This window comes from Flexivirga caeni, from assembly GCF_003724155.1.
Classification (GTDB): Bacteria; Actinomycetota; Actinomycetes; order Actinomycetales; family Dermatophilaceae; genus Flexivirga; species Flexivirga caeni.
In genome coordinates, this window is sequence record NZ_RJJQ01000001.1 from 412,316 (window position 1) to 438,323 (window position 26,008).

At 69.0% G+C, this 26,008-nt stretch carries 28 protein-coding genes; 14 read left to right on the plus strand and 14 right to left on the minus strand.

Annotation, left to right across the window (positions count from 1 at the left end; all coding sequences use genetic code 11):
- Positions 1 to 49: 49 nt before the first annotated feature.
- Positions 50 to 877 carry a hypothetical protein gene (locus EFY87_RS02075; protein WP_148043215.1) on the plus strand — a complete coding sequence of 276 codons (828 nt, stop codon included), beginning with the start codon at positions 50 to 52 and terminating at the stop codon, positions 875 to 877.
- A gap of 65 nt (positions 878 to 942) precedes the next feature.
- On the opposite strand, the gene EFY87_RS02080 is transcribed toward EFY87_RS02075, so the two are convergent.
- Genes EFY87_RS02080 through EFY87_RS02090 form a run of 3 tightly spaced genes read right to left on the minus strand, consistent with a single transcriptional unit; the run spans position 943 to position 4,499 of the window.
- The gene (locus tag EFY87_RS02080; protein ID WP_123269660.1) at positions 943 to 3,261 is read right to left on the minus strand and encodes an MMPL family transporter; all 2,319 of its coding nucleotides are present in this window, start codon (positions 3,259 to 3,261) and stop codon (positions 943 to 945) included.
- Positions 3,262 to 3,295: 34 nt separating this feature from the next.
- Positions 3,296 to 3,922, minus strand: coding sequence for a TetR/AcrR family transcriptional regulator (locus EFY87_RS02085; protein ID WP_148043216.1), 627 nt, complete (start codon positions 3,920 to 3,922; stop codon positions 3,296 to 3,298).
- Positions 3,923 to 3,980: 58 nt separating this feature from the next.
- Positions 3,981 to 4,499 carry a hypothetical protein gene (locus tag EFY87_RS02090; RefSeq protein ID WP_123269664.1) on the minus strand — a complete coding sequence of 173 codons (519 nt, stop codon included), beginning with the start codon at positions 4,497 to 4,499 and terminating at the stop codon, positions 3,981 to 3,983.
- A 114-nt stretch (positions 4,500 to 4,613) separates the two neighbouring features.
- Here EFY87_RS02090 and EFY87_RS02095 point away from each other — a divergent pair, with 114 nt between their 5' ends.
- The 6 genes from EFY87_RS02095 (at position 4,614) to EFY87_RS02120 (ending at position 10,215) form a co-directional block, all read left to right on the plus strand.
- Positions 4,614 to 5,789, plus strand: coding sequence for a sensor histidine kinase (locus tag EFY87_RS02095; protein ID WP_123269666.1), 1,176 nt, complete (start codon positions 4,614 to 4,616; stop codon positions 5,787 to 5,789).
- Positions 5,786 to 6,427 (plus strand): response regulator, encoded by a 642-nt coding sequence (locus tag EFY87_RS02100; protein WP_123269668.1) that lies wholly within the window; start codon positions 5,786 to 5,788, stop codon positions 6,425 to 6,427. The genes EFY87_RS02095 and EFY87_RS02100 overlap by 4 nt, the downstream gene beginning before the upstream one ends.
- A gap of 118 nt (positions 6,428 to 6,545) precedes the next feature.
- The gene (locus EFY87_RS02105) at positions 6,546 to 7,292 is read left to right on the plus strand and encodes a DUF4282 domain-containing protein (RefSeq protein ID WP_123269670.1); all 747 of its coding nucleotides are present in this window, start codon (positions 6,546 to 6,548) and stop codon (positions 7,290 to 7,292) included.
- A gap of 164 nt (positions 7,293 to 7,456) precedes the next feature.
- Positions 7,457 to 8,530, plus strand: coding sequence for a galactose-1-phosphate uridylyltransferase (gene galT, locus EFY87_RS02110; RefSeq protein ID WP_123269671.1), 1,074 nt, complete (start codon positions 7,457 to 7,459; stop codon positions 8,528 to 8,530).
- Entirely contained in the window at positions 8,527 to 9,711 is a 1,185-nt protein-coding gene (gene galK, locus EFY87_RS02115; protein WP_245988305.1) for a galactokinase, read from the plus strand. The genes galT and galK overlap by 4 nt, the downstream gene beginning before the upstream one ends.
- A 15-nt stretch (positions 9,712 to 9,726) precedes the next feature.
- Positions 9,727 to 10,215 carry a low molecular weight protein-tyrosine-phosphatase gene (locus EFY87_RS02120; protein ID WP_123269673.1) on the plus strand — a complete coding sequence of 163 codons (489 nt, stop codon included), beginning with the start codon at positions 9,727 to 9,729 and terminating at the stop codon, positions 10,213 to 10,215.
- Between the two features lies 1 nt (position 10,216).
- Here the strand turns inward: EFY87_RS02120 and EFY87_RS02125 are convergent, their stop codons facing one another.
- A complete protein-coding gene (locus EFY87_RS02125) occupies positions 10,217 to 10,606 on the minus strand; it encodes a hypothetical protein (protein WP_123269675.1) in 390 nt (129 codons plus the stop codon).
- Between the two features lie 149 nt (positions 10,607 to 10,755).
- Between EFY87_RS02125 and EFY87_RS02130 the strand changes: the two genes are divergently transcribed.
- Together EFY87_RS02130 and purB are read left to right on the plus strand one after the other, a co-directional pair.
- Entirely contained in the window at positions 10,756 to 11,535 is a 780-nt protein-coding gene (locus EFY87_RS02130) for a VOC family protein (RefSeq protein ID WP_123269677.1), read from the plus strand.
- Between the two features lie 87 nt (positions 11,536 to 11,622).
- Positions 11,623 to 13,029, plus strand: a complete 1,407-nt coding sequence (gene purB / locus EFY87_RS02135) for an adenylosuccinate lyase (RefSeq protein WP_123269873.1) — start codon at positions 11,623 to 11,625, stop codon at positions 13,027 to 13,029.
- A 31-nt stretch (positions 13,030 to 13,060) separates the two neighbouring features.
- On the opposite strand, the gene EFY87_RS02140 is transcribed toward purB, so the two are convergent.
- Positions 13,061 to 14,128 (minus strand): hypothetical protein, encoded by a 1,068-nt coding sequence (locus tag EFY87_RS02140; protein ID WP_123269679.1) that lies wholly within the window; start codon positions 14,126 to 14,128, stop codon positions 13,061 to 13,063.
- The gene (locus EFY87_RS02145) at positions 14,125 to 14,631 is read right to left on the minus strand and encodes a SigE family RNA polymerase sigma factor (protein ID WP_123269681.1); all 507 of its coding nucleotides are present in this window, start codon (positions 14,629 to 14,631) and stop codon (positions 14,125 to 14,127) included. The genes EFY87_RS02140 and EFY87_RS02145 overlap by 4 nt, the downstream gene beginning before the upstream one ends.
- A 159-nt stretch (positions 14,632 to 14,790) precedes the next feature.
- Here EFY87_RS02145 and EFY87_RS02150 point away from each other — a divergent pair, with 159 nt between their 5' ends.
- Together EFY87_RS02150 and EFY87_RS02155 are read left to right on the plus strand one after the other, a co-directional pair.
- Positions 14,791 to 15,072 carry a metal-sensitive transcriptional regulator gene (locus EFY87_RS02150; protein ID WP_123269682.1) on the plus strand — a complete coding sequence of 94 codons (282 nt, stop codon included), beginning with the start codon at positions 14,791 to 14,793 and terminating at the stop codon, positions 15,070 to 15,072.
- A gap of 38 nt (positions 15,073 to 15,110) precedes the next feature.
- Complete coding sequence (locus EFY87_RS02155; RefSeq protein WP_123269684.1) at positions 15,111 to 15,326, plus strand: heavy-metal-associated domain-containing protein; 216 nt, start codon at positions 15,111 to 15,113, stop codon at positions 15,324 to 15,326.
- A 61-nt stretch (positions 15,327 to 15,387) separates the two neighbouring features.
- Here EFY87_RS02155 and EFY87_RS02160 read toward each other — a convergent pair whose 3' ends face one another.
- From EFY87_RS02160 to EFY87_RS02180, 5 genes are read right to left on the minus strand one after another with little or no spacing between them, the layout of a single operon-like run.
- Positions 15,388 to 16,041, minus strand: coding sequence for a VOC family protein (locus tag EFY87_RS02160; protein ID WP_123269686.1), 654 nt, complete (start codon positions 16,039 to 16,041; stop codon positions 15,388 to 15,390).
- A 27-nt stretch (positions 16,042 to 16,068) separates the two neighbouring features.
- Positions 16,069 to 16,884: a TrmH family RNA methyltransferase gene (locus EFY87_RS02165; protein WP_123269688.1), complete on the minus strand. Its 816-nt coding sequence runs from the start codon at positions 16,882 to 16,884 to the stop codon at positions 16,069 to 16,071.
- A gap of 1 nt (position 16,885) precedes the next feature.
- On the minus strand, positions 16,886 to 17,668 hold the full coding sequence (locus EFY87_RS02170) for an HAD family hydrolase (protein WP_123269690.1): 783 nt from the start codon (positions 17,666 to 17,668) through the stop codon (positions 16,886 to 16,888).
- Positions 17,669 to 17,686: 18 nt separating this feature from the next.
- Positions 17,687 to 19,195 (minus strand): MFS transporter, encoded by a 1,509-nt coding sequence (locus tag EFY87_RS02175; RefSeq protein ID WP_123269692.1) that lies wholly within the window; start codon positions 19,193 to 19,195, stop codon positions 17,687 to 17,689.
- Positions 19,192 to 20,100, minus strand: a complete 909-nt coding sequence (locus EFY87_RS02180; protein WP_123269694.1) for an NAD-dependent epimerase/dehydratase family protein — start codon at positions 20,098 to 20,100, stop codon at positions 19,192 to 19,194. Before EFY87_RS02180 ends, EFY87_RS02175 begins: the two co-directional genes overlap by 4 nt.
- Before the next feature lie 177 nt (positions 20,101 to 20,277).
- Here EFY87_RS02180 and EFY87_RS02185 point away from each other — a divergent pair, with 177 nt between their 5' ends.
- Entirely contained in the window at positions 20,278 to 20,877 is a 600-nt protein-coding gene (locus tag EFY87_RS02185; protein WP_123269696.1) for a TetR/AcrR family transcriptional regulator, read from the plus strand.
- On the opposite strand, the gene EFY87_RS02190 is transcribed toward EFY87_RS02185, so the two are convergent.
- The 3 genes from EFY87_RS02190 to serS form a co-directional block, all read right to left on the minus strand.
- Positions 20,840 to 22,075 carry an ABC transporter permease gene (locus tag EFY87_RS02190; protein ID WP_123269697.1) on the minus strand — a complete coding sequence of 412 codons (1,236 nt, stop codon included), beginning with the start codon at positions 22,073 to 22,075 and terminating at the stop codon, positions 20,840 to 20,842. The two genes, EFY87_RS02185 and EFY87_RS02190, sit on opposite strands and share 38 nt — an antisense overlap.
- On the minus strand, positions 22,072 to 22,953 hold the full coding sequence (locus tag EFY87_RS02195) for an ABC transporter ATP-binding protein (RefSeq protein ID WP_123269699.1): 882 nt from the start codon (positions 22,951 to 22,953) through the stop codon (positions 22,072 to 22,074). The genes EFY87_RS02190 and EFY87_RS02195 overlap by 4 nt, the downstream gene beginning before the upstream one ends.
- Before the next feature lie 234 nt (positions 22,954 to 23,187).
- Positions 23,188 to 24,498 carry a serine--tRNA ligase gene (serS, locus tag EFY87_RS02200; RefSeq protein ID WP_123269701.1) on the minus strand — a complete coding sequence of 437 codons (1,311 nt, stop codon included), beginning with the start codon at positions 24,496 to 24,498 and terminating at the stop codon, positions 23,188 to 23,190.
- A gap of 93 nt (positions 24,499 to 24,591) precedes the next feature.
- Here serS and EFY87_RS02205 point away from each other — a divergent pair, with 93 nt between their 5' ends.
- Positions 24,592 to 25,506, plus strand: coding sequence for a diacylglycerol/lipid kinase family protein (locus EFY87_RS02205; RefSeq protein WP_158607468.1), 915 nt, complete (start codon positions 24,592 to 24,594; stop codon positions 25,504 to 25,506).
- Positions 25,506 to 25,976 carry an SRPBCC family protein gene (locus tag EFY87_RS02210; RefSeq protein ID WP_123269705.1) on the plus strand — a complete coding sequence of 157 codons (471 nt, stop codon included), beginning with the start codon at positions 25,506 to 25,508 and terminating at the stop codon, positions 25,974 to 25,976. The genes EFY87_RS02205 and EFY87_RS02210 overlap by 1 nt, the downstream gene beginning before the upstream one ends.
- The last annotated feature ends 32 nt before the right edge of the window (positions 25,977 to 26,008 follow it).

The window sequence follows — 26,008 nt, forward strand, 5'->3', positions numbered from 1 at the left end:
GTGCGGGCAGCCGAGCCGCCGGAAGCCCGGTCACGTAGCGTGTGGACGCATGCGTACCGTCACCCGTGTTGCCCCGGCCGCCGCCGTCGCTGCTCTCGGCCTGACCCTCGCCGCCTGCGGATCGAGCTCCAGCTCCAGCAGTTCGGCGATCGCCAGCCGCTCCTCGACGTCGAGTGCCGCAGCCACCTCGTCATCCACACCCAGCCCCTCGACCTCGTCCAGCACGTCCGCCACAGCTGGCAGCAACTCCGCGACTCCCGACGCGACAACCCTCATCCACGAGGCGCGCGCGGCATACAAGACGGCGAAGTCGGCGGCGCTGCAGACCGACACTGTGAACGACGGCATCCGGCAGAAGACCGACCTGACCGGCACCCTGGACGGCTCGAACCAGGACCTCAGCGTCTCCCGCGGCGCCGACGGTTCCGCCACGGTGCGGACCGTCGACGGCGGATACTTCGTCAAGGGCGACAAGGCCTTCTGGATCTCGACCACGAAGGCGCCCGAGGCGACCGCGCTGTTGCTCGCGGGCAAGTGGGTCAAGGCACCCGGCAGTATGGCGGACAGCCTCTCCGGCCTGACCATTCGCAGTTTCCTGGACGAGAGCATCGGGCCGGGCAACATCACCGACGCGGAACTCGCCAAGGCAACGACCAGGACGACGACCTTCGACGGCAAGCCCGCCTACGTCATCACGGACGCCAAGACGGGCAACACCATCACCCTTGACGCGGCCACGAAGTACGTCCTGCAGTTCGATGGCGAACAGGGCACGAGCAAGACCAAGGGCAAGGTCACCCTGACCGGCTGGAACCAGCAGCCCACCCTGACGGTGCCGCCCGGCGCGATCAGCGCGCCCAGCTCGATGGGCAACTGACCGCCCAGGCACAGCGAAGGGCCCGGCGAGCGCGCTGTTCGCCGGGCCCTCCGTCGGTATGCCGCTCAGGCGTTCGCCAGGACCGAATCCTCTTCGGACTCAGGAGCCTTCGCAAGCTTCTTGCCCAGCTTCTCACCCTCGACGTCGACCCGCGGCAGGATCTTGTCCAGCCACTTCGGCAGCCACCAGGCCTTGTCGCCCAGCAGGTACATGATCGCGGGGATCAGCGTCATCCGGACCACGAAGGCGTCGAAGAACACCGCCGCCGCGAGCGCGAAGCCCATCGACTGGATCAGGCTGTTGCTCTGCAGCATGAACGCCGCAAACACCGAGATCATGATGGTCGCGGCGGCCGTGACCACCCGGGCGCCGTGCCGGAAGCCGTCCACGATGGACTCGCGGGCGCTCGCCCCGTGCACGTAGGCCTCCCGCATTCGCGTCACGAGGAAGACCTGATAATCCATGGCCAGTCCGAAGACGATCCCGATCAGGATGATCGGCATGAAGCTGACGATCGGCTGCCCTTCGACCAGACCGAACAGGCCGTTCTGGAACACCGCCACCGTCGCGCCCAGTGTCGCGAGCACCGACAGCAGGAAGCCCAGCGTCGCCATCAGCGGCACCAGCACGGACCGGAAGACGACCATCAGCAGGATGAACGCCAGTCCGATGACGACCGCCAGATACTTCGGCAGCGCACTGGTCAGCTGAGTCGACACATCCGTCTGAATGGCGGTCGTGCCGGTGATGCCCACCGTTGCGCCCGTCTTCTTCTCGATGCCGGACTGTCCGCTGCGCAGGTGATCCAGCAGGGTCAGCGTGGACTGTGCGTCCGCACCGTCCTTGGGAGTGATCAGGATGGTCGCGCCCGTCTTGTCCGCGTTGACCTTGATGATCTGCGAGTTCACGACGTCCTTCTGCGAGCCGGCCCAACCCATCACCTGCCCGAAGGCGGCCAGCCGCTGCTGGGAGTCGGAGATGCCGGTCGCGTCGACGACAGCGATGAACGGCGCTTGCCGACCGGCCCCGAACGCCTCGGAGATCATGTCCGCGGCCTGGCGCTGTGTCGTGGACTTGGCTGCCGTCGAGTCGCTCGGCAGCGCCAAGTGCAGGCTCTTCATCGGTATGGCGAGTCCGCCCAGCACCACCACGACCATGGCCACGAAGATCGCCGGACGCTTGCCCAGCAGCTTAGCCCAGCGCACACCGTTGTTGATGGTGCGGCCGTCCGCGCCGAGTTTGTCCTCGCGCTTGCGCAGCTGGGCCGCGAACACCTTCGACTTCAGCAGACCTAGCACCGCCGGCAGCAGGGTCAGCGCGACGCACACCGCGAAGAACACCGAGCCGGCTGCGGCCAGGCCCATCGAGGTCAGGAACGGGATGCCGACGACCGACAGGGCGCACAGTGCGATGAGCACCGTCAGGCCGGCGAAGACGACTGCGCTACCTGCCTTTCCGACGGCCAGGCCGGCCGCGTGCGCCCGGTCCTCCGTCTCCCGTAGCTCGGTGCGATAGCGAGCCAGGATGAACAGGGTGTAGTCGATGCCGACCGCCAGGCCGATCATGGTGGCCAGGATCGGCGTGGTCGTGCCGATGGTCGTGAAGCCGGTCGCGAACTGGATCGCGAGCTCGCCCATCATGACGCCGACACCGGCGGAAATGATCGGCATGCCGGCCGCGACGAGCGAGCCGAAGGTGATGAACAGCACGAATGCCGCAACGAGCACGCCGAGCAGTTCGCTACTGCCTCCGGTGCTGACCATCGCCTGCATCCCGGAGCCATTGACCTGCGCCTCCAGCCCGCTCGCCCGAGCCTGGGCGACCGCCTTCAGCACGTCATCCTGCGTGCTCGCCTTCACGTCCTGGACCGTCTTCGTCGCGAAGGTCCAGGTGATCGTGCCGGTGCGGCCGTCGGCCGAAAGCGGCGAGACCGCTTGGGCATTCGCCTTCGCGGTGGCCTGCTCCTGCGCGGTCTTGCCGGCTGCGGCGAGGATTGCCTTCTGCTGTGCCGCCGCGGCCACGACCGGGTTGACCGGTTTGGCCTTGGCGTCGGTCGGCATCTGCGGTACGGCGTCCAGCTTGGTGATCAGCGTGTTGACCGCGCCCGTGTACTTCGCCTCCTTCAGGGTGTGTCCCTTCGGAGCGGCGACGACGACCGTGGCGCTCGCCTCGTCCTGCGCGTCCGCGGTGCCCGGGAAGAGTTTCTGCTGCATGCTCTGCGCCGCGAGCGACGGGATGCCCGGAATGCTGAACGTGTCAGCCATCGGTTTGCTGACGCCGACTGCGACGGCACCGAACCCGACGAGCACGATGATCCAGCCGGCGATGAAGAGCGGCCACCGGCGATAGGCGGTGTGCCCGAGCCGGTAGAGGAGGGAAGCCATGGAAGTCCTATCCGTGGAGATGAATTACGTGAATTCAGTGGAGGATCCGTCGTGCGACGGAAAGATTGTGGAGAAAGATGGTGGCCAGGTCGCGCTCGTCGTCCTCGGTGATGAAGTCGCGCAGCGAGACGTCGAAGACGGCTCCGAAGATCGCCACCAGCACCTGCCCGCGGGGGTCCTCCCCAGGTATGTCGCTGCGCTGGGCGAGCAACTCCTGCACGCCCTCCACGAACTCCGAGAACGCTCCGTGCGCCGCGATCACGAGCTTCGGGTTGAGTTCGAAACACCGCCGCATGGTGCGCCAGTCCTCGCGTGTCAACTCGGCGCTGGCCCGCAGGATGGCCAGCACCAACGTCGCCACGTCGTCGATGAACTCCCCCGTGGGGCCACCGGACAGGAACGTGTCGACGTCGGACTGCTGCAACTGCGGGCCGCCACCGATCGTCGCTTCGAGCTTGCTGTCGAAGTAGTTGAACAACGTGCGCCGCGAGACACCGGCGCGCTCGGCCAATTCGTCAAGGGTGAAGTCGTCATACCCCTTCTCGACGGCGAGTTGCTGAGCGGCCGAAGTGATCCGGTGCGAGGTGAGCGCCCGCTTCGGTGCCATCGGCCCGACAATGCGCAGCCGCGCCGGCACGGGGGTCGAAGTGGTGTTTCGCACGTTCCACAACTTTGCCCTTTCGATGTCTAGAGTGCAAATTCACGCCGCGTGATAACGCTCACTTGGACAGCACCGCCGGCCCGCCGGTGCGCTGGCCGGGGAAGGTACGCCGCAAGCGCTGCTCCAGGAACAGGCCTTGGGCGCCGAGGCTCACACCCAGGTAGACCAGCATCGTGGCGGAGTCGAATCCGCCGAACCCGTGCGAGGTTTCGCCGAACACGACCGGTCCGGCCCACGCCGTCGCGATGTGCCCGACGATCGCGACCGCCCACCAGCCCATGGTGCGCAGGTTGCCCTTCCGCAGCCAGGTGCCGTCCGCGTCGCGCCATACCTTCATCGAATGCGCCCGCGGCCACGCCACCGCCGCCGCAACCACGAGCCCGGCAACCACACCCGCGACCTGGCCGGTCGTCACCGAGTGATTTCCGGCGAAGCGCGACGCCTCGACCAGGCCGATCACGGCGAGGATTGCGGGCATCTTCAGCAGGTTGTCCTTGATGCGCTGGGTCCGCAGCTGGCGGGCCAGGATCAGGCCGATGACGAGCAGGACTTCGAGGACGATGATCGCGGTGTTCATGTCATCCACTCTCGCGGTCGCGGTCTCGTGACGCCTCAACCCACGGGTGGAAACCGGGTGGAGATCCGGCCGCGCAGCGGGTGGACAACACCGGGTGCGTCGTAGGTTGGCGCCGTGCAGATACGAGCGCTCCGCCTCGACGACATCCGGCTGGACCGCGCGGTCATCCGGGTGGTCGTCGCCGCGTCGTTCACCGCATCGCTGCTCTCCGCGACAGGAGTGACCAGCAACCGCCATCCCGGACCAGCCGCGATCGCTGTCGGGTCGGCCGCCGGAATCCTGACCGTGCTGGCGTTCCTGGTCGGCGGCTCCTGGTGGCTGCCGGAGGCCGCCGGCGCCGAGCGGACGAGGTGGCGAGCGGGGCAACTGTGGGCGTTGTCCCTCGGCGCCGCCGCAGTCGCGGTGGCGTTGCCCTACGACAGCCTGTCCTGGATGCCGTTCCTGCCGATCATGATCGCCGCCCGGGCCTGCGACCTGCCCCAAGCACTCGGCTACGCGGCCGCGCCCGCTGCGGGGCTGGTATGGCTGCAGGCGCGCCATCCGAACCCACTGAGCGGTGTCCTGCTCAGCCTCGCGATCGCGGCAGCGATCATTGCCATCCTGCAACAGCGCAGGCGGCAGGTGGAGGCCGCCGAACTGTATGCCGCACAGCAGCAGGTGATCGTCCAGGAGCGCGCCCGGTCGGCGACCGCGGAAGGGCAGCGAGAGATCGCCGCCCAGTTGCACGACGTGCTCGCACACACTCTGTCCGGGCTGGTCGTGTCGGTGCAGACCGCGGAACTGCAGGCGCGCCAAGAGGGCGCGAGCATCGAGCTGCAGCAACGACTTTCGGCTGCCGCGGACCTCGCGAAGGACGGGTTACGGGGCGCCCGCCAAGCAGTCGAGGCACTCCAAGGTGCAGCCAACCGGGCCGAAGCCACACCGCTCGCCGAGTGGCTGGCACAGACCGTCGACCGGCTGCACACCGCGTCGGACGCCGACATCAGCGTCGAGGGCGACGCCTGCGTCATACCGGCCGACCGGCAGGAGACGGCTCGGGCCGTCCTGCGGGAGGGCATCACCAACTCACTGCGCCACGCGCCCGGGCTCCCCGTGCGGATCTCGTTGACAGCGCGGGAGATCCGGGTGCTCACGGCCGGCGACCCCACGGACCTGCCGCAGACCGATCAGGTCAGCGGCAGACACGGACTCGCCGGGCTGCGCCGGCGGGTGCAGGCGCAGGGAGGACGGTTCGAGGCGGGCGCGACGGCGGCCGGCTGGCTCGTGATCGCGCGATGGGAGGACGGATGACGGTGCGTGTGGTGCTGGCCGACGACCAGACGGTGGTGCGCGAAGGCCTGCGCTCGCTGCTCGGGCTGATCGAGGGCATCGACGTGGTCGGGGTCGCGGCCGACGCCGAGACGGCACTGGAACTGGTCGGGCAGACCGACCCGGACGTGCTGCTCACCGACCTGCGGATGCCCGGGATCGGCGGCGTCGAAGGCATTCGCCGGCTGCGCGGCGGCCGTTCGCGCACCCAGGCCGTCGCTCTGACGACGTATGACGACGACGCCACCATCGTCGAAGCCCTCTCGGCCGGGGCGCTCGGTTTCCTCAACAAGGACGCCGACCCGGCCACCATTGCGGACGCGATCCGAGCCGCGGCGAGCGGCCGGTCACTGCTGGACGCCAAGGCCACCCGGGCGATGCTGCAGCGGCCGGGCGAGGCGACGCCCACGGCATACGAACCACCCGACGGGCTCACCGAGCGGGAAGTCGACGTGCTGCGGCTGGTCGCGTCCGGCCTGGCCAACCCGCAGATCGCGCGTGAGCTCTTCGTGTCGGTCAGCACCGTGAAGACGCACATCAATCACGTCCTGGCCAAGACCGGCTGCACCGGGCGCGCCGCGCTGGTCCGCTATGCCTACGAGCACGGCCTGGCGGGCTGAGAGGCCGCGGATCGCCGGATTTCTCGGTGCGGAAGTTGGACGCCTCGCCGATCACCAGGTTGGATGGGTGGCGACAGCGGCCCAGCACGCCGGGCCTCCCCATCACCAGGAGGAATCTATGTCGACGCCCACAGGTGGCTCGTGGAACAACGAACAGGGCGACGAAGGCGCGCCGCAGGGGGGACAGCGCTACCAGAGCCAGAGCCTCGGTCAGGGTTTCGGGCAGCAGCAGTCCGCTCAGCAGCAGCCCGAGAGCGACCAGACCCAGGCCGCGCCACAACAGCCCGAGCCGGCCCAGCAGCAAGCGCAGCCGGACTACGGCCAGCAGCAGGCCGCACCACAACAGGCGCCCCAGCAGCCCGACTACGGCCAGCAGCAGGGCTATGGCCACCAGCCCGACTACGGCCAGCAGGCGCAGCAGCCCGACTACGGCCAGCAGCCGAACTACGGACAGCAGGGTTACGGGCAGCAGGCACAGGGCCAGCACGGCAACTTCGGCGGGCAAGCCCAGCAGGCCGGCCAGCAGTGGGCCTCCGACGCCGGCCAGATCGCCTCCGGTGCCGGCGAGGGCATCGGTGAGCTGCTCTCCGACCTGCAGTTCAAGAAGTCGCTGACCGAGCGGATCGCCGGGCTCACCTACCTGATCGTCATCGTCTGGGCCGCGATCAACTTCATCAGCAACCTGATCTACAACTTCGGCAGCGAAGACTTCGGCGGCACGCACGTCAAGCACATGAGCACCATCGCCGCGATCTTCCACTCGCTCGCCGACCTCGCCTGGCTCGTGGTCATCATCGCGGTCGTCCGCGTGCTCCTCGAACTTGCCGTCAACGTGACGCGCATCGCGCGGCGCTCGAAGGACTGACAACCCGCGCATGCGACTGCGGCCCGCGCCTCCTGCCGGAGACGCGGGCCGCTGCGTGTCCCCGGGCTCCAACCCACTCCCGACCAGACGTCACCAAGTCGTGATACAACGTAAACGCACATTTTCAAACGTTGAAGTTTCTTCGGGACCCCCAAGGAGTCGGGATGGAGCGCACCGAGGGTCGGCTCGCCGACGGACGGCAGATCATCTGGTATGACGCCGACGGCACCCACCGCACCGCCGTGCCCGACCGGCGCGATCTGCCCACCACGGTCACCGGCTCACAGCTGCGGCTCGATCCGCTGACCGGCCAGTGGATCGGCATCGCATCGCATCGGCAGAGCCGCACCTTCATGCCTCCCGCCCAGGAATGCCCCCTGTGCCCCTCTCGCGATCACCTGTCGGAGATCCCGTCCGCCGAATATCAGGTGGTCGCGTTCGAAAACCGTTTCCCGTCATACGAACTCAACGCCGAGGCGCCCGAGGCGAAGAGCGACGGCATCGAGCAGAGCCGCGCCGGTCGCGGCCGCTGCGAGGTGGTCTGCTTCACCAGCGACCACAGCTCCACCTTCGCGGCGCTGTCTCCCGAGCATGCCCGCCTGGTGGTCGACACCTGGGCCGACCGCACCACCGCGCTGAACGCGATCGACGGCATCGAATACGTCTTTCCGTTCGAGAACCGCGGCAAGGAGATCGGCGTCACCCTGCAGCACCCGCACGGGCAGATCTACGCCTACCCGTTCCTGCCTCCACGGGCCACAATCGAGCTGGAACGCGCGCGGGCCTATCGCGAGCAGCACGGGCGCAGCCTCTTCGGCGACATCATCGAGCGCGAGGCCACGGACGGCACCCGGGTGATCGCCCGGAACGACGAGTGGATCGCGTTCGTGCCGTTCGCCGCCCGCTGGCCGGTCGAGGTCCACCTCTACCCCACGCGGCAGGTGCCCGACCTACCTGCACTCGACGATGTGGCCCGCGACGGATTCGTGGAGGTCTACCTAGACGTGCTGCAGCGTTTCGACCTGCTGTATGACGATCCGACCGGCTACATCGCCGCGTGGCAGCAGGCGCCCGCGCGCCGGCATCGCGACGACGCCTGGTTGCACCTGGAGCTCTTCTCTTTCCGCCGGGCGGCGGACAAGGTGAAGTACCTCGCCGGATCCGAGTCCGGCCAGGGCGCGTTCGTCAACGACGGCTCCCCCGAGGATGTCGCCCAGCGCTTGCAGGACGCGAAGTGACGGCGATCGTGCAGACCCCCGCCGAGGTCGACTTCAACGCGCTGACGGCCCGCTTCCGGAAGCTGTATGGCGCGGCGCCCGACGGCCTGTGGGCCGCACCGGGCCGGGTCAACCTGATCGGCGAACACACCGACTACAACGGCGGATTCGTGCTGCCGATCGCACTCGCGCAACACACGGCCGTCGCCGTCCGGCGTCGCGAGGACGACCTCGTGCGCGTCGCCTCGACGTCGATGAACCACGACGAGCCGATCACCGTGTCGCTCGGCGAGGTGACCCCCGGTGGTGACTACGGCTGGGCGTCATACCTCGTCGGGGTGGGGTGGGCGGCCCGCCGCCGCGGCCTGGACGTCACGGGAATCGACCTTGCGCTCGACTCGAACGTGCCTGTCGGCGCAGGACTCTCGTCGTCGGCGGCGATCTCGTGCGGCACCGCGCGCGCCTGGTCGGATCTGTCCGGCTGGGCGCTGGACCAGGAGACCGTGGCCGATCTCGGGCGCGATGCGGAGAACGAGATCGCCGGAGCGCCCACCGGGCTGATGGACCAGCTGGCCTCGGTGTGCGGGCGTCCCGCGCACGCCATGCAGATCGACACCCACGCGGTCACCATCAAGCAGATCCCCTTCGATCTGCCAGCGGCCGGGCTCTCCCTGCTGGTCATCGATTCGCATACCCAGCACACCCACGCCGGAGGCGAATACGCCGAACGCCGGCACTCGTGCCAGGAGGCCGCGCTGCAGCTCGGGGTGCACGAGTTGCGGGAGGTGCCCGTGGCGGACCTGGCGACCACCCTCGACAAGCTGCCGCCGCTGCTGCGCCGGCGCGCACGTCACGTGATCACCGACTCCGCGCGCGTCGAGGAGGTGGCGGCGCTGCTGACCTCCGGCGACGACCCACGCCGGATCGGCTCTCTGCTCAACGCATCGCACGCCTCCATGCGCGACGACTTCGAGATCACCGCACCGAGCGTCGACGCGCTGCAGGAGGCGGCGGTCGCGGCCGGCGCATACGGGGCGCGGATGACCGGTGGCGGCTTCGGCGGCTCGGTCATCGCACTCGTCGACCGCGAACGGTCCGAGACGGTGGCGCAAGCCTGTGTCGCCGCAGCCGCCGCGGGTGGCTTCGCGACACCGTCCGTCTTCGAAGGCGTAGCGAGCGGGGGTGCCGCGCGCGTCCGGTGACGTAGGGTCGTGCGGGTGACCTACGCAGTCTGTTTCGTGTGTTCGGGCAACATCTGCCGCTCACCCATGGGCGAGGTGATCCTGCGCGCGATGCTCGACGACGCGGGGCTGGCCGACGAGGTCAGCGTCGACTCCGCCGGCATCGGCGACTGGCACGTCGGGCAGGGCGCCGACCCGCGCACCGTCGCCGCCCTGGAGCGCGGCGGGTATGACGGATCGGCCCACGTCGCCCGGCAGTTCGAGGCGTCATACCTGGACGATCGCGACCTGATCCTGGCCGCCGACCGCGGCCACTTGCGCGACTTGCTGCAACTGGCCGACGGACACGAGGTCCGGGCCGAAACGCGGCTGGTGCGCGAATTCGACACCGACGCCGCCGCGGCGGGCGAACTCGAGCTGGACGACCCCTACTTCGGCAACGCCAGCGACTTCGACCGCTGCCGACACGAGATCGAACTGGCCTGCCGGGGGCTGGTCGCCGAAATGCGGCGCGAGCTGGGCTGACTCACGCGACCGGCGCGGCGCCCCGGGCGAAGTCGGTCGCCCAGCGCAGCACCTGTGCGGCATCCGGTTCGTCGCCCGCCAGGCAGGTCGGGCACTCGCGTGCCGTGGCGTAGTGCACGGCTGCCACCACCACGGCGCACCGTGGGTCGGTGCGCAGCGCCTGGGCGGCCGCATCGGACAACCCGGGCTCGGTGAGTTCTTCGATATGCGCGTCGATGATCGCTTCGGCAATGTCCAGGTGAATGCGCGTCGCGATGTCGATGCCGCGTGAGCGCAGCACCGTCTCGGCATACACCAGCAGCATGCGCAGCCCGTCGGCGTCGCCGAGCAACGCCGACGCCGCCTCTTGTGACACCTGGAACCGCTGCGTGTCCCGTGGATCATCAGTCATCCCAGCACCTCCCACCCTCTTCGTCCCTCGCCGTCAACGGTAGGGCCGTCGCAGGGCGCGCGCGCCCTGCTTGGTGAAACTTTGGCGATTTCCTGACGATCCGGACACGGACCCAGACCTCGGCCGAACCTGCCGCATAAGCTCGCCTCATGGTTACTCGCTCCACGCCCTGGCCGGCCGGCACGCCCTGCTGGGTCGACTGCTCCTTCGCACCGGCACACCGCGGCATGCACCACGCTCAAGACTTCTACGAGAAGCTCTTCGGCTGGGACGTGCGCCGCGACCAGACCGACGAGGACTACCTCGTCTGCCGCAAGGACGACCAGCCGGTCGCCGGGCTGCAGCACCAGTACGGCGGGGAGGCACCGCCGTACTGGACGACCTACTTCGCGACCGAAGACGTCGAGGCGACGTGCGCCGCGGTCACGGCCGCCGGCGGTCAGGTCCTGACCGAGCCTTTCGACCTGCCCGGGCTCGGCCGCAGCGCCTACTGCGCCGACTCGAGCGGCGCATTCTTCGGGTTGTGGCAGGCGGCCGGGCTGCTCGGGGCCGGCCTGGTCAACGAACCTGGCGCGGTCACCTGGAACGACCTGATGACCCGCGACCTCGAGGGCTCGAAAGCGTTCTATGCCAGCGTTTTCGGCTACACGTATGACGACATGGGCGACGCCTACGTCGTCGCGAAACTGCCGACCGGGCGGACCGTCTGCGGCATACACCAGGCGGCGCAGCTGCCCGACGAGGCACCGCCGAGCTGGCTGGTGCACTTCGCGGTCGCCGATCGTGACTCCTCGGCGCAGATCGCCCAGGAACTCGGCGCGCAGATCCTGATGACGATGGACACGGCATACGGACCCGAGGCGCTGCTGCAGGGCAAACACGGCGAGATCTTCTCGGTGATCGCGCTGGCCGACCCACCGCAGGAGTGACTCCGCGCGAGTGACCCGCGTCATACCCGGGCCCGGGCGGTGGACGGGTGGCTCGACGCGTCCGCCCGCTCTGGGACACTGATCGGCATGCGTTCGCTTGCTGCTGCCCACCCGCCGATCGCGCTCGGCCCCCTCGACGGGCGCTACCGCGCCGCCGTCGCCCCGCTCGTCGACTTCCTCTCCGAGGCCGCTCTCAACCGGGAGCGGGTGCACGTCGAGGTCGAGTGGCTGATCCACCTGACCCGGCAGGGCGCCGTGCCCGGCGTGCGGCGGCTCACCGACGAGGAGATCCGGCAGCTGCGCGACATTCCGGTGCAGTTCGACGTCGCCGACATCGCCGAGCTTGCCGACATCGAACACGAGACCGTGCACGACGTGAAGGCGGTCGAGTACTACCTGAAGCGGCGGCTGCCGCAGATCGTCGGCACCGCCGACGCGCCCGGCCTGTCCGAGCTGGTGCATTTCGCCTGCACCAGCGAGGACATCAACAACCTGTCCTACGCGCTGATGGTGCAGGGCGCCACCCGCCGGGTCTGGCTGCCGAAGGCGTCGGCGCTGGTCGAGCAGATCGCCACCATGGCCCGCGAACTCGCCGACGTGCCACTGCTCGCGCACACCCACGGCCAGCCGGCGACGCCGACGACCATGGGCAAGGAGCTGGCCGTGCTCGCCTACCGGCTGCGGCGGCAGCTGCAGCGCATCGAGCGGGCGGAATATCTCGGCAAGATCAACGGCGCCACCGGCACGTATGGCGCACACGTCGCCGCCGTGCCGACCACGGACTGGGTCGAGGTCTCCCAGCTTTTTGTGGAAGGCCTTGGGCTGCAATGGAATCCGCTGACGACGCAGATCGAGAGCCACGACTGGCAGTCGGAGATCTACAGCGACATCGCGCGGTTCAACTCGATCCTGCACAACCTCGCGACCGACGTGTGGACCTACATCTCGATGGGCTACTTCGCTCAGTCGCGCGGCCAGGGCACCGTCGGGTCGAGCACGATGCCGCACAAGGTCAACCCGATCCGCTTCGAGAACGCCGAGGCCAATCTCGAGCTGAGCAACGGCATCTTCGACGTGCTGTGCCGCACCCTGGTCAACTCCCGGTTGCAGCGAGACCTCACCGATTCCTCGATGCAGCGCAACATCGGCACGGCATACGGGCACTCGCTGCTGGCGATCGACAACGTCTCGCGCGGCCTGGCCGGGCTCGACGCGGTGCCGGCCAAGATGGCGGCCGATCTCGACGCCAACTGGGAGGTGCTCGGCGAGCCGATCCAGTCGGCGATGCGCGCACTCGGCGCCCGCGGCGTGCCCGGCATGGAGCAGCCCTACGAGCGGCTCAAGGAGCTCACCCGGGGGCGGCGGATCAGCGAGGCGGACCTGCGCGAGTTCGTGCGCGGTCTCGGGTTGCCGAACACCGTCGAGGCGCGGTTTCTCGAGCTCACGCCCGAGACGTATGTCGGACTGGCTCCCCAGCTGGTGCGCTTTCTGTAGCTGCTGCGTGGCGGCGGGGGTGCGCGGGGTGCTACGGCTGCGCCATCGGCACCCGGACCGACGAGTGCCCGCAGGTCACCGTCACCACCAGCGGCTCGATCGACTTCGGTATGGCGGGAGCGGCGGTCACGGCATACAGGACGCCGCCGGTTGCTGCGGGACGCTGGGTGACGACCAGTTTCCGCTGCCCCGGCGCATGTGCGCTGATGGCAGCCGGAGCCCAGCCGTAGGCGACTCGCGGCGCCTCTGCACCACCGCTGATACCGGCCAGCTCCTGCCCGATCGGCTGCGGCGGCGGTGACGCGCCGGGCTTGTTGAGTTGCAGCCGGTCGCCGCTGCGCACCAGCAACAGCTGATCCGCATGCGGGTCGTCCGGCGACGGCTGAGTCCGGAACACGAGCGTCGCGACCGCCGCGGGAGGACTGGGCATGACGAGCGCGTCATACGTGCCGGCATTCGAATCCACGAATACGAGACCGATCGGCGTAAACCCTTGCAGTGCAACAGCATCGGGCCACAGCAAGGTAGCTCCCACGAGAGTCCCCCATTGCAGCTCGACGCTCGTTGCCGGCTGACGGTCCGGCGGGAAGACCAGCCGGAGGCCGTAGCCGTTCACCTCCGCACCGGCGATCAGGAAGAGGGCGCCGCCGAAGTGTCCGGTGACGATCTGGCCCGCTTGGGGCATGGCGACCGTGACGGGCTCAGGACCGCGAGCGTCAACCGACCCGATCCGGTATGCCGTGGCCGGCCGACCAACGTCGCTGATGGAGATCATGCGGTGCGCGCCGCTGGGGAAGGTTGCCATGAGCGCTGCGATCCCCGGCCCGACATACTCGGTTGCCGGCGTGTCCGCGGGCCGTTTCGCGGGGGTGGTCGAGGCCGCCAGGTGGCGCGCAACCGGCACCGCCGCGGCACCAAGCACAGCCGCGGCGGCCACTCCGATAGCCGAACGCCGCCGCAGTTGCCGGCGTCGCAGGATCGAGTCCCCGGCGCGCACGATGTCGTCGAGCTGCACCGTCAGGGTGGGCGGAAGCGTCACGTGCGCCATCGACTCGCGCAACCGCCGCTCCACCGAGGCATCGTCCGCAGGCATGGTCATCGCCGGTCATCTCCTGTCAGGGTTGTCAGGTCCCGCAGCGCTGCCAGGCCGCGGGAAGCCGCCGACTTGACAGCCCCGAGCGAGATTCCGAGGGCGTCGGCGACCTGTCGCTCCGAAAGATCGGCGTAGTAACGCAGCACGACCACTTTTCGCTGCTGCTCCGGCAGGTGGCGGAGCAGTCGCACGATCTCGTCACGGTGATCGACGTCCGATGTCTTCCCGACCGCCGCGAGCTGCCGTGCCTCGATCTCCCCAGTCGGCACTTCTCGACGGGTGCGGCGCCAGGAGTCGGTGTGCTCGTTGACCACGATGCGCCGCACATAGGCGAGCGCCTCGGCCCGGCGAATGCGCGGCCAGGCTACATAGGCCTTCACGAACGCGGCCTGCACGAGGTCCTGTGACTGGTCGACACGTCCGGTGATCAGCCACGCGGTGCGCAGGAGCGCCGGGGTCGCTTCACGGACGAAGTCCGCGAAGTCCGCCCGCGGGTCGCGTCCCGTCATACGCCACCTCCCTGTCGCAGTCTCCTACGCAGACGGGTCCGGAAAGGTTGCTTCGCCGAGTGACGGCTTCCTCGCCGAATGACGGCGGTATGACGCCGTCGCTCGCGGAGGAAGCCGTCACTCGCGGCTAGGGATACCCCAGTGGGGTATGCTCGCCGTATGGCGGGCTACACGGGGACCAAGGACGACTACCTGAAGCGACTGCGCCGCATCGAGGGGCAGGTGCGCGGGATTCAGCGCATGGTCGAGGAAGACACCTACTGCATCGACGTGCTGACGCAGGTCAGCGCGGTGACCAAGGCGTTGCAGAACGTCAGCCTCGGCCTGCTGGAGGACCACGTCGGGCACTGCGTGGTCGACGCCGCGCGCGAGTCCGACGAGGCCGCCGCCGCGAAAGTCCGCGAGGCGTCCGACGCGATCGCGCGCCTGGTCCGCAGCTGACCCCGCCCGCAACGCCACCATCGAAGAAGGAGTTCTCCATGACCCAGACGGCGATCCTCGTGCACGGAATGACCTGCGGCCACTGCGTCAGCGCGGTGACCGAGGAACTCAAGGCGATCGACGGCGTGCAGGAGGTGCAGATCGACCTGCACGAGGGCGGCGATTCGCCGGTCGTCATCACGAGCGAGCGCGAACTCGACGCGCAGGCCGTCGTGGACGCCGTCGACGAGGCCGGCTATCAGGTGGTCGGCTGAAACACTACAACGATGGCGCGGCGCGGACCGAAGGGTCCGCGCCGCGTCATTGTCGTCAGGGTCAGATGCTGACTTCGCCGTTGGCGCAGGTGAACTTCACCGACATGACGCCAGGGGTGCCGTGCGGTGCTGCGAAGTCGAAGTCGATTTCCGGCTCCCACTCGTCGCGGTCCACACCGGGCTCGCCGACGAGACCGAGCCATTCGCGGACCCGGTCGGGCGACCCGGCGATCTGCAGGCCCGCGAGCGTGGCGGTCGTCGGCCCCTCGGCCGACGGGTGGTACTCGGTCGACTGCCACTCGATGAAGAACGGCACCTGCGGGTCGGCCATCAGGCCGCGTATGCCGATCTGCTTCCAGCAGATCTCGACCCCGTCGGGGCGGTGCCGGTTGCCCGGAACGGCGCTGCGACCGAGCAGTCGCTCGGGGATGGACATGTCCTCGACCTCGACGACCCAGCCCAGCCAGCCGCCTCCCGCGGCCGAACGGGCGCGGACCGCCTGACCGAACGGCGCCTTGTCGGACGCCGGGTGGTCGAGCACCTCCACGACCTCGACGAAGCGGTGGTCGGTCAGCGGGATGATCGAGTTGCGAGTGCCGAAGCGTGGGTGCAACCCGCCGTCGACCGGCTCGACGCCCAGCAGATCGCCCAGCCGCTTCGCCGTCGCGACCATTCCGTCGGGCTCTGCGGCAAAAACCAGATGATCAACTCGCATGAACCGATCGTGCCATTGTGCTCCGGATCAGCGTGCAGCGGGTCCGCGCTGCCGCACCGCCTCGTAGAGCACGATCGCGGCGGAAGTGGCCACGTTCAGCGAGTTTGCCTTGCCACCCATCGGGATGCGCACCTGCACATCGGCGACGTCGAGCACCTCGCGAGACAGCCCCTCCTTCTCCGTGCCGACCGCGATGGCGATGGGTCCGGTCAGGTCGACGTCTGTGTGCAGCGCGGTCGCTGCCGGCGTCGCCGCGACCACCTGGATGCCTCGATCGCGTGCCCACGCCAGGGTTTCCGCCGTCGTCGCAGTCGCAACCGGCACGGAGAAGACCGTGCCCTTGGAGCTGCGTACGACGTTCGGATTGCCCCAGTCGGTGACCGGGTCGGCGGCGACGACGGCATCCACCCCGGCGGCGTCCGCGGTGCGCAGCATTGCGCCGAGATTGCCCGGTTTCTCGACGCTTTCGGCGATCAGCACCAGTGGCGCCGCCGGCAACAGCAGCTCGCGCGGAGTCGCACCGACCGCGGGCACGACCGCGAGGAACCCGTCCGCGCCCTCCCGGTAAGCGACCTTCTCGAATGCCGGCCGGCTCAGCCGGACCACCTGCGCGTGCGCGGCACGGGCGGCCCGCACGACGTCGTCCTGAGCTCGTGGGTCGGCCATGAGTTCGGGACACACGAAGAGTTCATGGGGTCGCACGCCGGCCGACAGTGCGAGCGCGAGTTCGTCATACCCCTCGAGCAAGGTGCGGCCGGTCTCGTCCCTCGTGCGGCGGCGGCGCAGCGCGACGAGCGCCTTCAACCGTGGGTTCGCCGCCGACGTGATCGTCTGGTCGCTCACGTCATACCAGCTGACGGAGTATGACGGCGACGCCGTCGTCCTCGACCGGGAGCGTCACCTCGTCGGCGGCAGCGCGCACCTCGTCGGGCGCCTGGCCCATCGCGACACCACGGGCGGCCCAGCGCAGCATCTCCAGATCGTTGGTGTGGTCGCCGACCGCGACGGTGTCGGCAGGCTCGACCTGCAGCGCACGCCGGACCTGCTCCAGCGCAGAGGCTTTCGAGACCCCTTCGGGGTTCACGTCCAGCCAGGCGGTGTAGCCGACCGCATAGTTGACGCCGTGCAGCCCGAGGCGATCGACCAGCTGCACGAAGTCCTCTGCGGTGCCGCTCGGCGACCGGAAGGTGAGCCGGGTCGTCGGCTCCTTCCCGAGCTCGTCCCATGGCAGCACCTCGACCGGGCCGATCAGCTCGCCGTCCGGGAAAGGTGCGCTGACCTTCGTGCCGACGCCTGGATCCTCCACTGCGACAACGGCATCCGGCCAGGCGTCCTTCAGCACGCGGAGTACCGGCGTCACATCGAAGGTGACCTTGTCGACGATCTCCCACTCCGTGCCATACAGCTGGGCTGTGACCGCGCCGTTGGAAGTCACAGCGAATCCCCTTGTCAGGGAGAGGAGTTCGATGACCGGAGCGGCTCCGAGAATGCTGCGCCCGGTGGCGATGACCACATGATGACCGGCGTCGGCCACCGCCTGGACCGCGTCGCGAACCTCGTCGCTGAGATGTCCGTCGTGATGGAGCAGGGTGCCGTCGATGTCGAGAGCGACCAGTTTCTTCTGCACGCCGCAAGCCTATGGAGGCTAGTGCGCACGGGCGCGGGAGGCACGCCGGGTCACCAGGACGACCAGCACGCCGGCGAGCAGGGTAACCACGGCACCCGCACGCAGCGCGGTGTTCGCGCCCGAGACGAAGGCGTCGGCGATGCCGGCGTGAGCCCCTGGGTCGAGCGCCAGCGCGCCGGCGACCGTGCGCGGCACCGGGTGATGGGATTGCAACGACGTCGGCAGATGCGCAGCGAAGCCGGCGACGGTGATCGTGCCCGCGACGGCGACGCCCAGCGCACTGCCGAACTCCCGAGTCGCGGACTGCAGGCCGCCCGCCACACCGGCCTGCACGGCGGGCAGGCTGCTGGTCAGCTCCGCCGTGAGCACCGGCAGGGCAAGGGCGAATCCGACGCCCAGGACGACCTGCCAGGCCGCGTAACCGGCGAACGGCGAATGCGTGGCCGTCGACAACCCCAGCAACCCGGCGCCGATAGCGACGAAACCTCCCGCGAGCGTGGGCCAGACGCCAACCCGGGCGGCGAGTGCGGGGACGAGCCGGCCCAGCAACACCATCGGAACGGTCAGCGGCAGTGTCGCCAGGCCGGCCTGGAGCACGGAGAACCCGCGGCTGTACTGCATCAGCGAGGCGTTGAGATAGAAGAAGCCGAAGCTGCCGAACCACAGCGTCACCATGCCCACACTGGAGCCCGTCAGCAGTTGCGCACGGAAGAGTCGCGGATCGAGCAGGGGGTGTTCGATGCGCAGTTCGACCAGGACCCACGCGACCGAAAGCAGGACGCCCAGCACGAATGCTCCGAGGACCAGCGCGCTGTGCCAGCCGTGTTGCGGACCCTCGATGATGCCGCCGAACAGCAGGAACGTGGCCGCGACCAGCAAGGCGGTGCCGGGCACGTCAATGCTGCGGAACACCCGGGCGCTGCGCGTCGCGCCGAGGCCGATTGCGACACCGCACAGCAGCGTCACCGGGACCGCTCCCCAGAACAACGCCTGCCAGGAGCCCGTGTTCAGCAACGCGCCGCCGGCCAGATTGCCCACGACGCCGCCCAGTCCGGAGATCGCTCCCCACATGCCCAGCGCCCGCTTGCGCCGCTCGGGCTGCGTCGCATGCACCAGCACCCCGACGCAGTTGGGCAGCACGAGCGCCGCGCCGAACCCGGAGACGATCCGCCCGGTCAGCATGGCCGGCACGCTCGTCGCCAGGGCGCAGGTCACCAAACCAGCGGCGAAAACCGCCAGGCCGGCCATGACGCAGCCCTTGCGGCCCACCCGGTCACCCAGCGCACCAGCCGGTATGACGAGACACGCAAACACGATCACGTACGCGTCCACGATCCACAGCAGCTGTGAGGAGTCCGGTCGCAGCCGGCTGCTCGCCAGCAACGGCACGGCAAGGTTGACGGCTGCGACGAAGCCCACCACGAGGACGGTGCAGGCCGAGGTCGCGATCAGGGTGAGCCGCTCGTGCCGGTCGCGCTCCCGCTCCAGTCGCGGATCTTGTTGCAGAGCAGCTGATTTCGTGATCATGAGGTGGGCAGCTCCTGGGTGTAGGCACCGGAGCGGATGTCGTCGAGCAGCGTCGGGCCGGTCGGCTGCCAGCCGAGCAGTTCGCGGGTCGCCGCGCTGGAACCCGTCATCGTCTGCCCGAAGAAGTGCCCGACGACGCCGAAGTGCCGGGCCGCGTCCGCCGCCGCGACGCGCACGACCGGCAGGCCGAGGGCCATCCCGACTTCTTCGGCTATCTGCCTGGTGAGCACCGACTCCTCGGCAACCGCGTGCACGCGAGTGCCCCCAGGAGCTTCCTCCAGCGCGAGCCGGATCAGCCGTGCGGCGTCGGTGACGTGCACTGCCGACCAGGCGGCCGCTCCGTCGTCGATGTAACCGGAGACGCCATTGCGTCGTGCAGCGGCGGTCAGCCAGTTGACGAATCCCCAGTCGCCGCAGCCGTGCACGCTCGGTGCGAACCGCACCGCGATCGACCGGATGAGGCGGCTGCTCGCTTCGAGCGCGAGGTTCTCGCTGCCGCCCCGATCCGAGCCCGGACCAACGGCGGGAGATGAGTCGGACTCCAGCACGGCCCGTCCTTTGACGATGCCGGAAAGCCCGTTCGCGACGACAACCGGCTTGCCCGAGCCTTCGAGCCCGGCGAGGAGCGCCATCACCGCCGCGCGCTCGGTGCGGTTGTTCCCTTCCTCGTCGGCCCAGTCGTGCTTGTTGGCCAGGTGGACGACTCCGTCTGCTGCACGTGCGGCCTCTCGCAGTGCGTCCGGCTGATCCAGGTCACCGCGGACGACCTGGGCACCCTTGGCCTCGAGTGCGGCGGCCGCTGCATCGGAACGGGCGAGCCCGGAGACCTCGTACCCGCTGCGGAGGAGTTCGTCCACCGTCGCCGAGCCGATCCAGCCGGTGGAACCTGTGACGAAGATGCGCATCCCGCGATCTCCCTTCTGCCCCTGCGGGCACTGCGCCGGCGCATCGCCGACTTTTACGAGACACTATGTATTGAAATTAGCAGTTTCGAGGCGCGATGTCTAATAAGTGGCGATTGCGGGGCAGGCTGTCTCGTACTGTGTGCGTATGACGGTGGCAACTCCACAGAAGGGTCGTCGATGATCGAGCGCCAGCAGGTCGGGCGCCCCCGCAGCGAGCAGGCGCGGGCTGCGATCCTGCACGCGGTGGACGATCTCGTCGTCGAATCCGGTTATGGCGCAGTCACTCTCAAAGGCATCGCGGAACGCGCCGGAGTGTCGCGGCAGACGATCTACCGGTGGTGGTCGACGAAGGCCGAGATCCTGCTCGAAGCAAGCGCCATCGACGCGCGCCAGGAGCTGCAGGTTCCGGCACACGAGACGCCCGCCGAGGATGTGGTCGCCTACCTCGACGCGCTGCTCGCATTCCTCAGCACGTCGGACGCCGGCACGGCCTACCGGGCGCTCGTCGGCGAAGCGCAGCACGACGCGAAGGTCGCCGAGTTGCTGCGTGATACCGACCCGGTCGGCCAGAGCGCGGCAGAGGTGATCGAGCGCGCGCTGCCCGGCCACGAAATGCGGCTGCCCGAGGCGACGGCCGAGCTGGTCGGTCCGGTGTTCTTCTGGGTGCTGAGCGGACGCGACCCCGCCGAGCTTGACACTGGTCGGCTGGCCGCAGCCTTCCTGCGGAACGGCCCGGGCGTTAGCCGCGCGACGGCTGCTCGGCGTCGCGGCCGGTGAACGCCTCGCGCAGGCTCAGCTTGCGCGAGGTCTGCAGCAGCGCGCGCCGATACATGCGTTCAGCCACCCGCAGGATCGCGTGGGCCCCGGCAAGCGCAATCACCAGGGATACCAACGGTTCCCACCAGGTGGCGTGTCCGGTCAGCACACGTGCGGGCATCGCGATGGTGGAGAAGACCGGCACGAAGGAGAGCACGGCCTGCGCGGTGCCCGTGACGAAGATGCCGCCGAAGAAGACGATCGCCACGAGCGCCGTCATCGGCGCCGATGTCGACTGCACGTCCTCCGACCGGGTCGCGAGCGCGCCGACGACCGCCCAGAGCGCCGCCAGCGCCAGGAAGCCGACCAGGAAGAACGGCACGAACCAGCCGATGCCGCCGGCCAGCTGGCCGAGCAGACTGCTATTGCCGGTGACCAGCAGCCCGCCGACGCCGACCAGCGCAAGCAGCACCACCTGCGCCATGGCCAGCACGGTGTTGCCGACGATCTTGCCGATCAGCAGCTGCCGCAACGGGATTGCCGCGGCAATGATCTCCACGATGCGGTTCTGCTTCTCCTCGACGACGCTGTTGGCGATCGCCATACCGAAGAGCAAGGCCGCCAGATAGAAGAGCATGCCGAAGACGACTCCGCCGATGCGCGCCGCCTTCACGTCGTGCCCGTTCGGCTGCAGCAGGCCGTAGGGCAAGTGAGCGCCACGCTGCAGGGCCGGCAGTGAGGTCCCGGCCGCAGCGGCGTTGCGTCGCACGGCATCCTCCTGCACGGCCTGCCCCAGATACGTCGCGAGCTGGGCGTCACGGTCGGACTTCGACACCAGCCGCCAGCCGTCGCCGGCGCGCAGCAGGCCCGCGTCGGCCTTCCCCGAGATCACCTCGGCTTCAACGTTTGCCGGTGAATTTGCCGGCACAGGAACGAGTTTCAGCTTGGCGTCGGCCGCTTGCGCCATACTCGACGCAGAGGTGACGACAGCAGTCGCGGCCGGGCCCTGGACGGCGATCTTCTTGGTCGACGTGTGCCCGGAGAAGGCGAATTGGATGCCGAGCACTGCCATCACCAGGACCAGCATCAGCGCGGTCGACACCAGGAAATTGCGATCGCGCAGCTTGACCCTGATCTCACGCGCGGCGACCAGCCGCCATACCGAGCCGGTGGAGTCAGCGGCAGTGCGGGCCGGAGCAGCCAGGTCGTGGGCGGTCATCGGGTCACCTCGCGGTAGATGTCGGCGACGGAGGGCACGAGTTCGGCGAGTTCACGCACCGAGCCGCGTCGCATCGCTTCGGTGAGCAGCCGGTCGGTGTCGGCTTCGGACGCCAACTGCACGATGGCTGTGTTGCCGGACACGTCGATGGCCTGCAACCAGTCCAGGTCCCGGACCCAGCCGACATCGGTGCCGGCGACCAGCCGGTGGCGGATCGTTCCGCTGCGGCGGAGCTGCTCCGCGTCGCCGTCCGCAACCACCCGGCCGCGCGCGAGGATCACGATGCGATCGCAGAGCCGCTCGACCAGGTCGAGCTGGTGGGAGGAGAAGAGCACCGGGACACCGGCCGCGGTGAACTCCCGCAGCAGCACGACCATGTCGTCCACGGCAGCCGGATCGAGCCCGGAGAACGGCTCGTCGAGGATGAGCATCGTCGGCCGGGAGATCACCGCGGCAATGATCTGGACGCGCTGCTGATTGCCCAGCGACAAGGTCTCCAGCTTGTCCTTCGCCCGCTCGGCGAGGCTGAAGCGGGACAGCAGCTCGTGCGCTCGATCACGTGCCTCCGGCCGCGAAACCCCGTGCAGTTGCGCGAGATAGGCAAGTTGCTCCACGATCGACTGCTTCGGATAGAGACCGCGCTCCTCGGGCATGTAGCCGAAATCGCGGCGGTCGCTTGCGGTGAGTTCCTGCCCCTCCCACCGCATCGAGCCGGAGCTTTGCGCGAGCACGCCCATGATCATCCGCATGATGGTCGTCTTGCCGGCGCCGTTGCCTCCGACAAACCCGACCAGGTGCCCGTCCGGCACCTCGAAGCTCACCTCGTCGACCGCCAGGGCATCGCCGAAGCACCGGGTGAGTTGCTCGACCTGCAGCATCAGCAGCCTCCTTCCGTCGCACCGTCCCTGACGTGCCCCACGGTATGGCGCAGGCTGTGCCCACCGGATCCGGCGCGCGGCGGAGTTTCGGTGTCCGGCAGCTCATCCGTCGTGGGACGGAGATCGTGAGTGACGGCGGCTTCGCCGAGTGACGGTGTGATTTCGGCGTCACTCGGCGAGGAAGCCGTCATTCGCGAGATGGGGGCGACGACCGGGCGGGGAAGCGCGCTCAGGTCACGCGGGGCGTATGACGTCCGTGCCCAGGAACGGCTGCAGCGCCCGCGGCACGCGCACAGAGCCGTCGGCCTGCTGGTGATTTTCCAGCAGCGCGACGATCGGGCGGGTGTCGGTGAGCATCGTGCCGTTCAGCGTCGCGACGAACGAGGTCTTGCCGTCGTCCCCACGCTGGCGGATGTTCAGCCGGCGCGCCTGGTACGTCGTGCAGTTCGAGGTCGAGGTCAGCTCGCGGTATTTCCCCTGCGTCGGCACCCACGCCTCACAGTCAAACTTGCGCGCGGCCGAGCCGCCGAGGTCACCGGCGGCGACGTCGATCACCCGGTAGGGCAACTCGAGACCGTCCAGCAGGCGGCGCTCGATGCGCAGCAGGTTCTGGTGCTCGGCGACCGCTTCCTCCGGCGTGCAGTAGATGAACATCTCGGTCTTGGTGAACTGATGGACCCGGAAGATGCCACGGGTGTCCTTGCCGTAGGAACCTGCCTCACGGCGGTAACACGTCGACGTCGCGGTGTACCGCAACGGCCCGGCGGACAGATCGATGATCTCGTCGGTGTGGTAGCCGGCGAGCGCCACCTCACTGGTGCCGGTGAGGTAGAGATCTGCCGACTCCAGGTGGTAGACGTCCTCGTGCGCGTCGAGGTAGCCCGTGCCGCCCATGGTTGCCGGGCTGACCAGAGTCGGGACCACCAGCGGAGTGAAGCCCTCCTCGACCGCGATGCTCTGGGCGTAAGCCATCAGCGCGTTCGACAGCCGGGCACCCGCGCCCTTGAGGAAATAAAAACGCGACCCGCTGACTTTCGCCCCGCGCTCCATGTCGATCGCGCCGAGCCGCTCGCCGAGCGTCAGGTGGTCGAGCGGCTCGAAGTCGAACTCCCTTGGCTCGCCGACGGTTTCGAGTGTGACGAAGTCGTCCTCGCCGCCGGCCGGCACCCCGTCGATGACGATGTTGTCCAGCTCGCGGATCAGCGCGGCAAACTCCTTGTCCTCCTGGTCGGCGGCCGCCTCCCGCTGCTTCACCTTCGCCGCGAGCTCCGCGGCGCGTGTGCGCGCCTCGTCGGCCTCCTGCTGGAGCGTCTCGACGTCACCCGAGCCGGACTTCCTGGCGCCGGCGAGCTTGCCCATCGCCGCGCCCACCGACTTGCTGACCGACTTCTGCTGCGCCCGCAGGCTCTCGAACTCGGTGATGGAAGCGCGGCGCTTCTCGTCGGCGGCGAGCACCTGGTCGACCAGGGACTCGTCGGCGCCGCGAGCTCGCTGGCTGGCACGCACCAGGTCGGGGTTCTCACGCACTAGCAAAATGTCGATCACGACAGGCAAGGCTACGCGGCGCCCGGGTGCCGCGTGCAACCCGATAACGTCACCCCCGACCTCTAACACGGGCACAGGAGAAAGGTGGCGGCGGTGAAACGTGGCGCGATCGTCGTCAACCCCACCAAGGTCAAGGACCTGCGCTCGGTGCGCGACCACCTGACGGCGGTGTTCCGCGGCGACGGCTGGGCGGCTCCGCTCTGGTTCGAGACGACGGGTGACGAACCGGGCACCGCTCAGGCGTATGACGCCCTCGCCCAGCACGCCGATCTGCTCGTCGCGCTCGGCGGAGACGGCACCGTGCGGTGCGTGGCGGCCGCGCTGCTCGGCACGGGCGTCCCTCTCGCGGTCCTCGCCGGGGGCACCGGCAACCTGTTCGCCCGCCAGCTGGGGCTGCCGGTCGGCCGGTATGCAGACGCCCTGCGCATCGGCCTGGCCGGCGTGGACACACCGATCGACGCCATCCGGATCGACCTGGACACCACGGGTTCCGGCGAGTTCGACGACCACCACATGGGCCTGGTCATGGGCGGCATCGGCCGGGACGCAGACATCATGGCCGACACGACCGAGCGGCTGAAGTCCCGGATCAGCTGGGCGGCATACCTCGTGGCCGGGCTGCGGCAATTCAGCCACGAGCTGATCCCGGCGACCATCGGCTTCGACGACCAGCCGCCCTTCACCCGCGAGGTCTCCGCCGTGCTCGCCGGCAACTGCGGACTGCTGCAAGGTGGCATGCGGCTGATGCCGGACGCCGTCGTGGACGACGGACTGCTGGACGCCGTCGTCGTGCGCGGCAGCGGACTGCACTGGGTGCCCGTCTTCGGCAAGGTGCTCAGTCGCTCCCGCACCGACTCGACGCATTTCCGCCGGGCGCAGTGCGCCGAGATCGTCGTGCAGGTGCCTCGGCCGGAGCGCGTCGAGGTCGACGGCGACGTGATCGGCACGGCTCGTGCTGCACGCTTCCGCGCGGACCGCGGCGCGCTGACCGTGCGGCTGCCCAGGTGATGAACCGACGTTTCCGGTTTGCCAGCACCCATCGGCTCTGCGCGCCACGTGACGCGGTCTTCGACATACTCGCCGACGCGGAGCGCTGGCCGCAGTGGTGGCCGCAGATCCGGTCGATCACCCGGTATGACGACGCCCACGGGGCGGCGCAGATCCGCAGCGTGCTGCCACTGACCCTGCACGTGGAGCTGACCTCCGAGCTCGCGGATCGCGAATCCGGTGTGTTACGAGCCGAATTGGCCGGCGACTTGGTGGGCTGGTCGCAATTCGAGCTGCGCGCGGCAGGCGCGGCCACCACGATCCTGAAATACACCCAGGAGGTGGACTTCGCACCGTCGGGTGTGGCGGCGAGACTGGGCGCGCTGCCACTCTCGCGACCGGTGCTGCTGGCCAACCACTGGTTCATGATGCGCAGCGGGATGCGCCGGCTCGCTGACGCGGCCGAGGGCCGGGCGCCGAGACACAGCTGAAACGGTCATAATCGACACGCCACGTGGGGGTC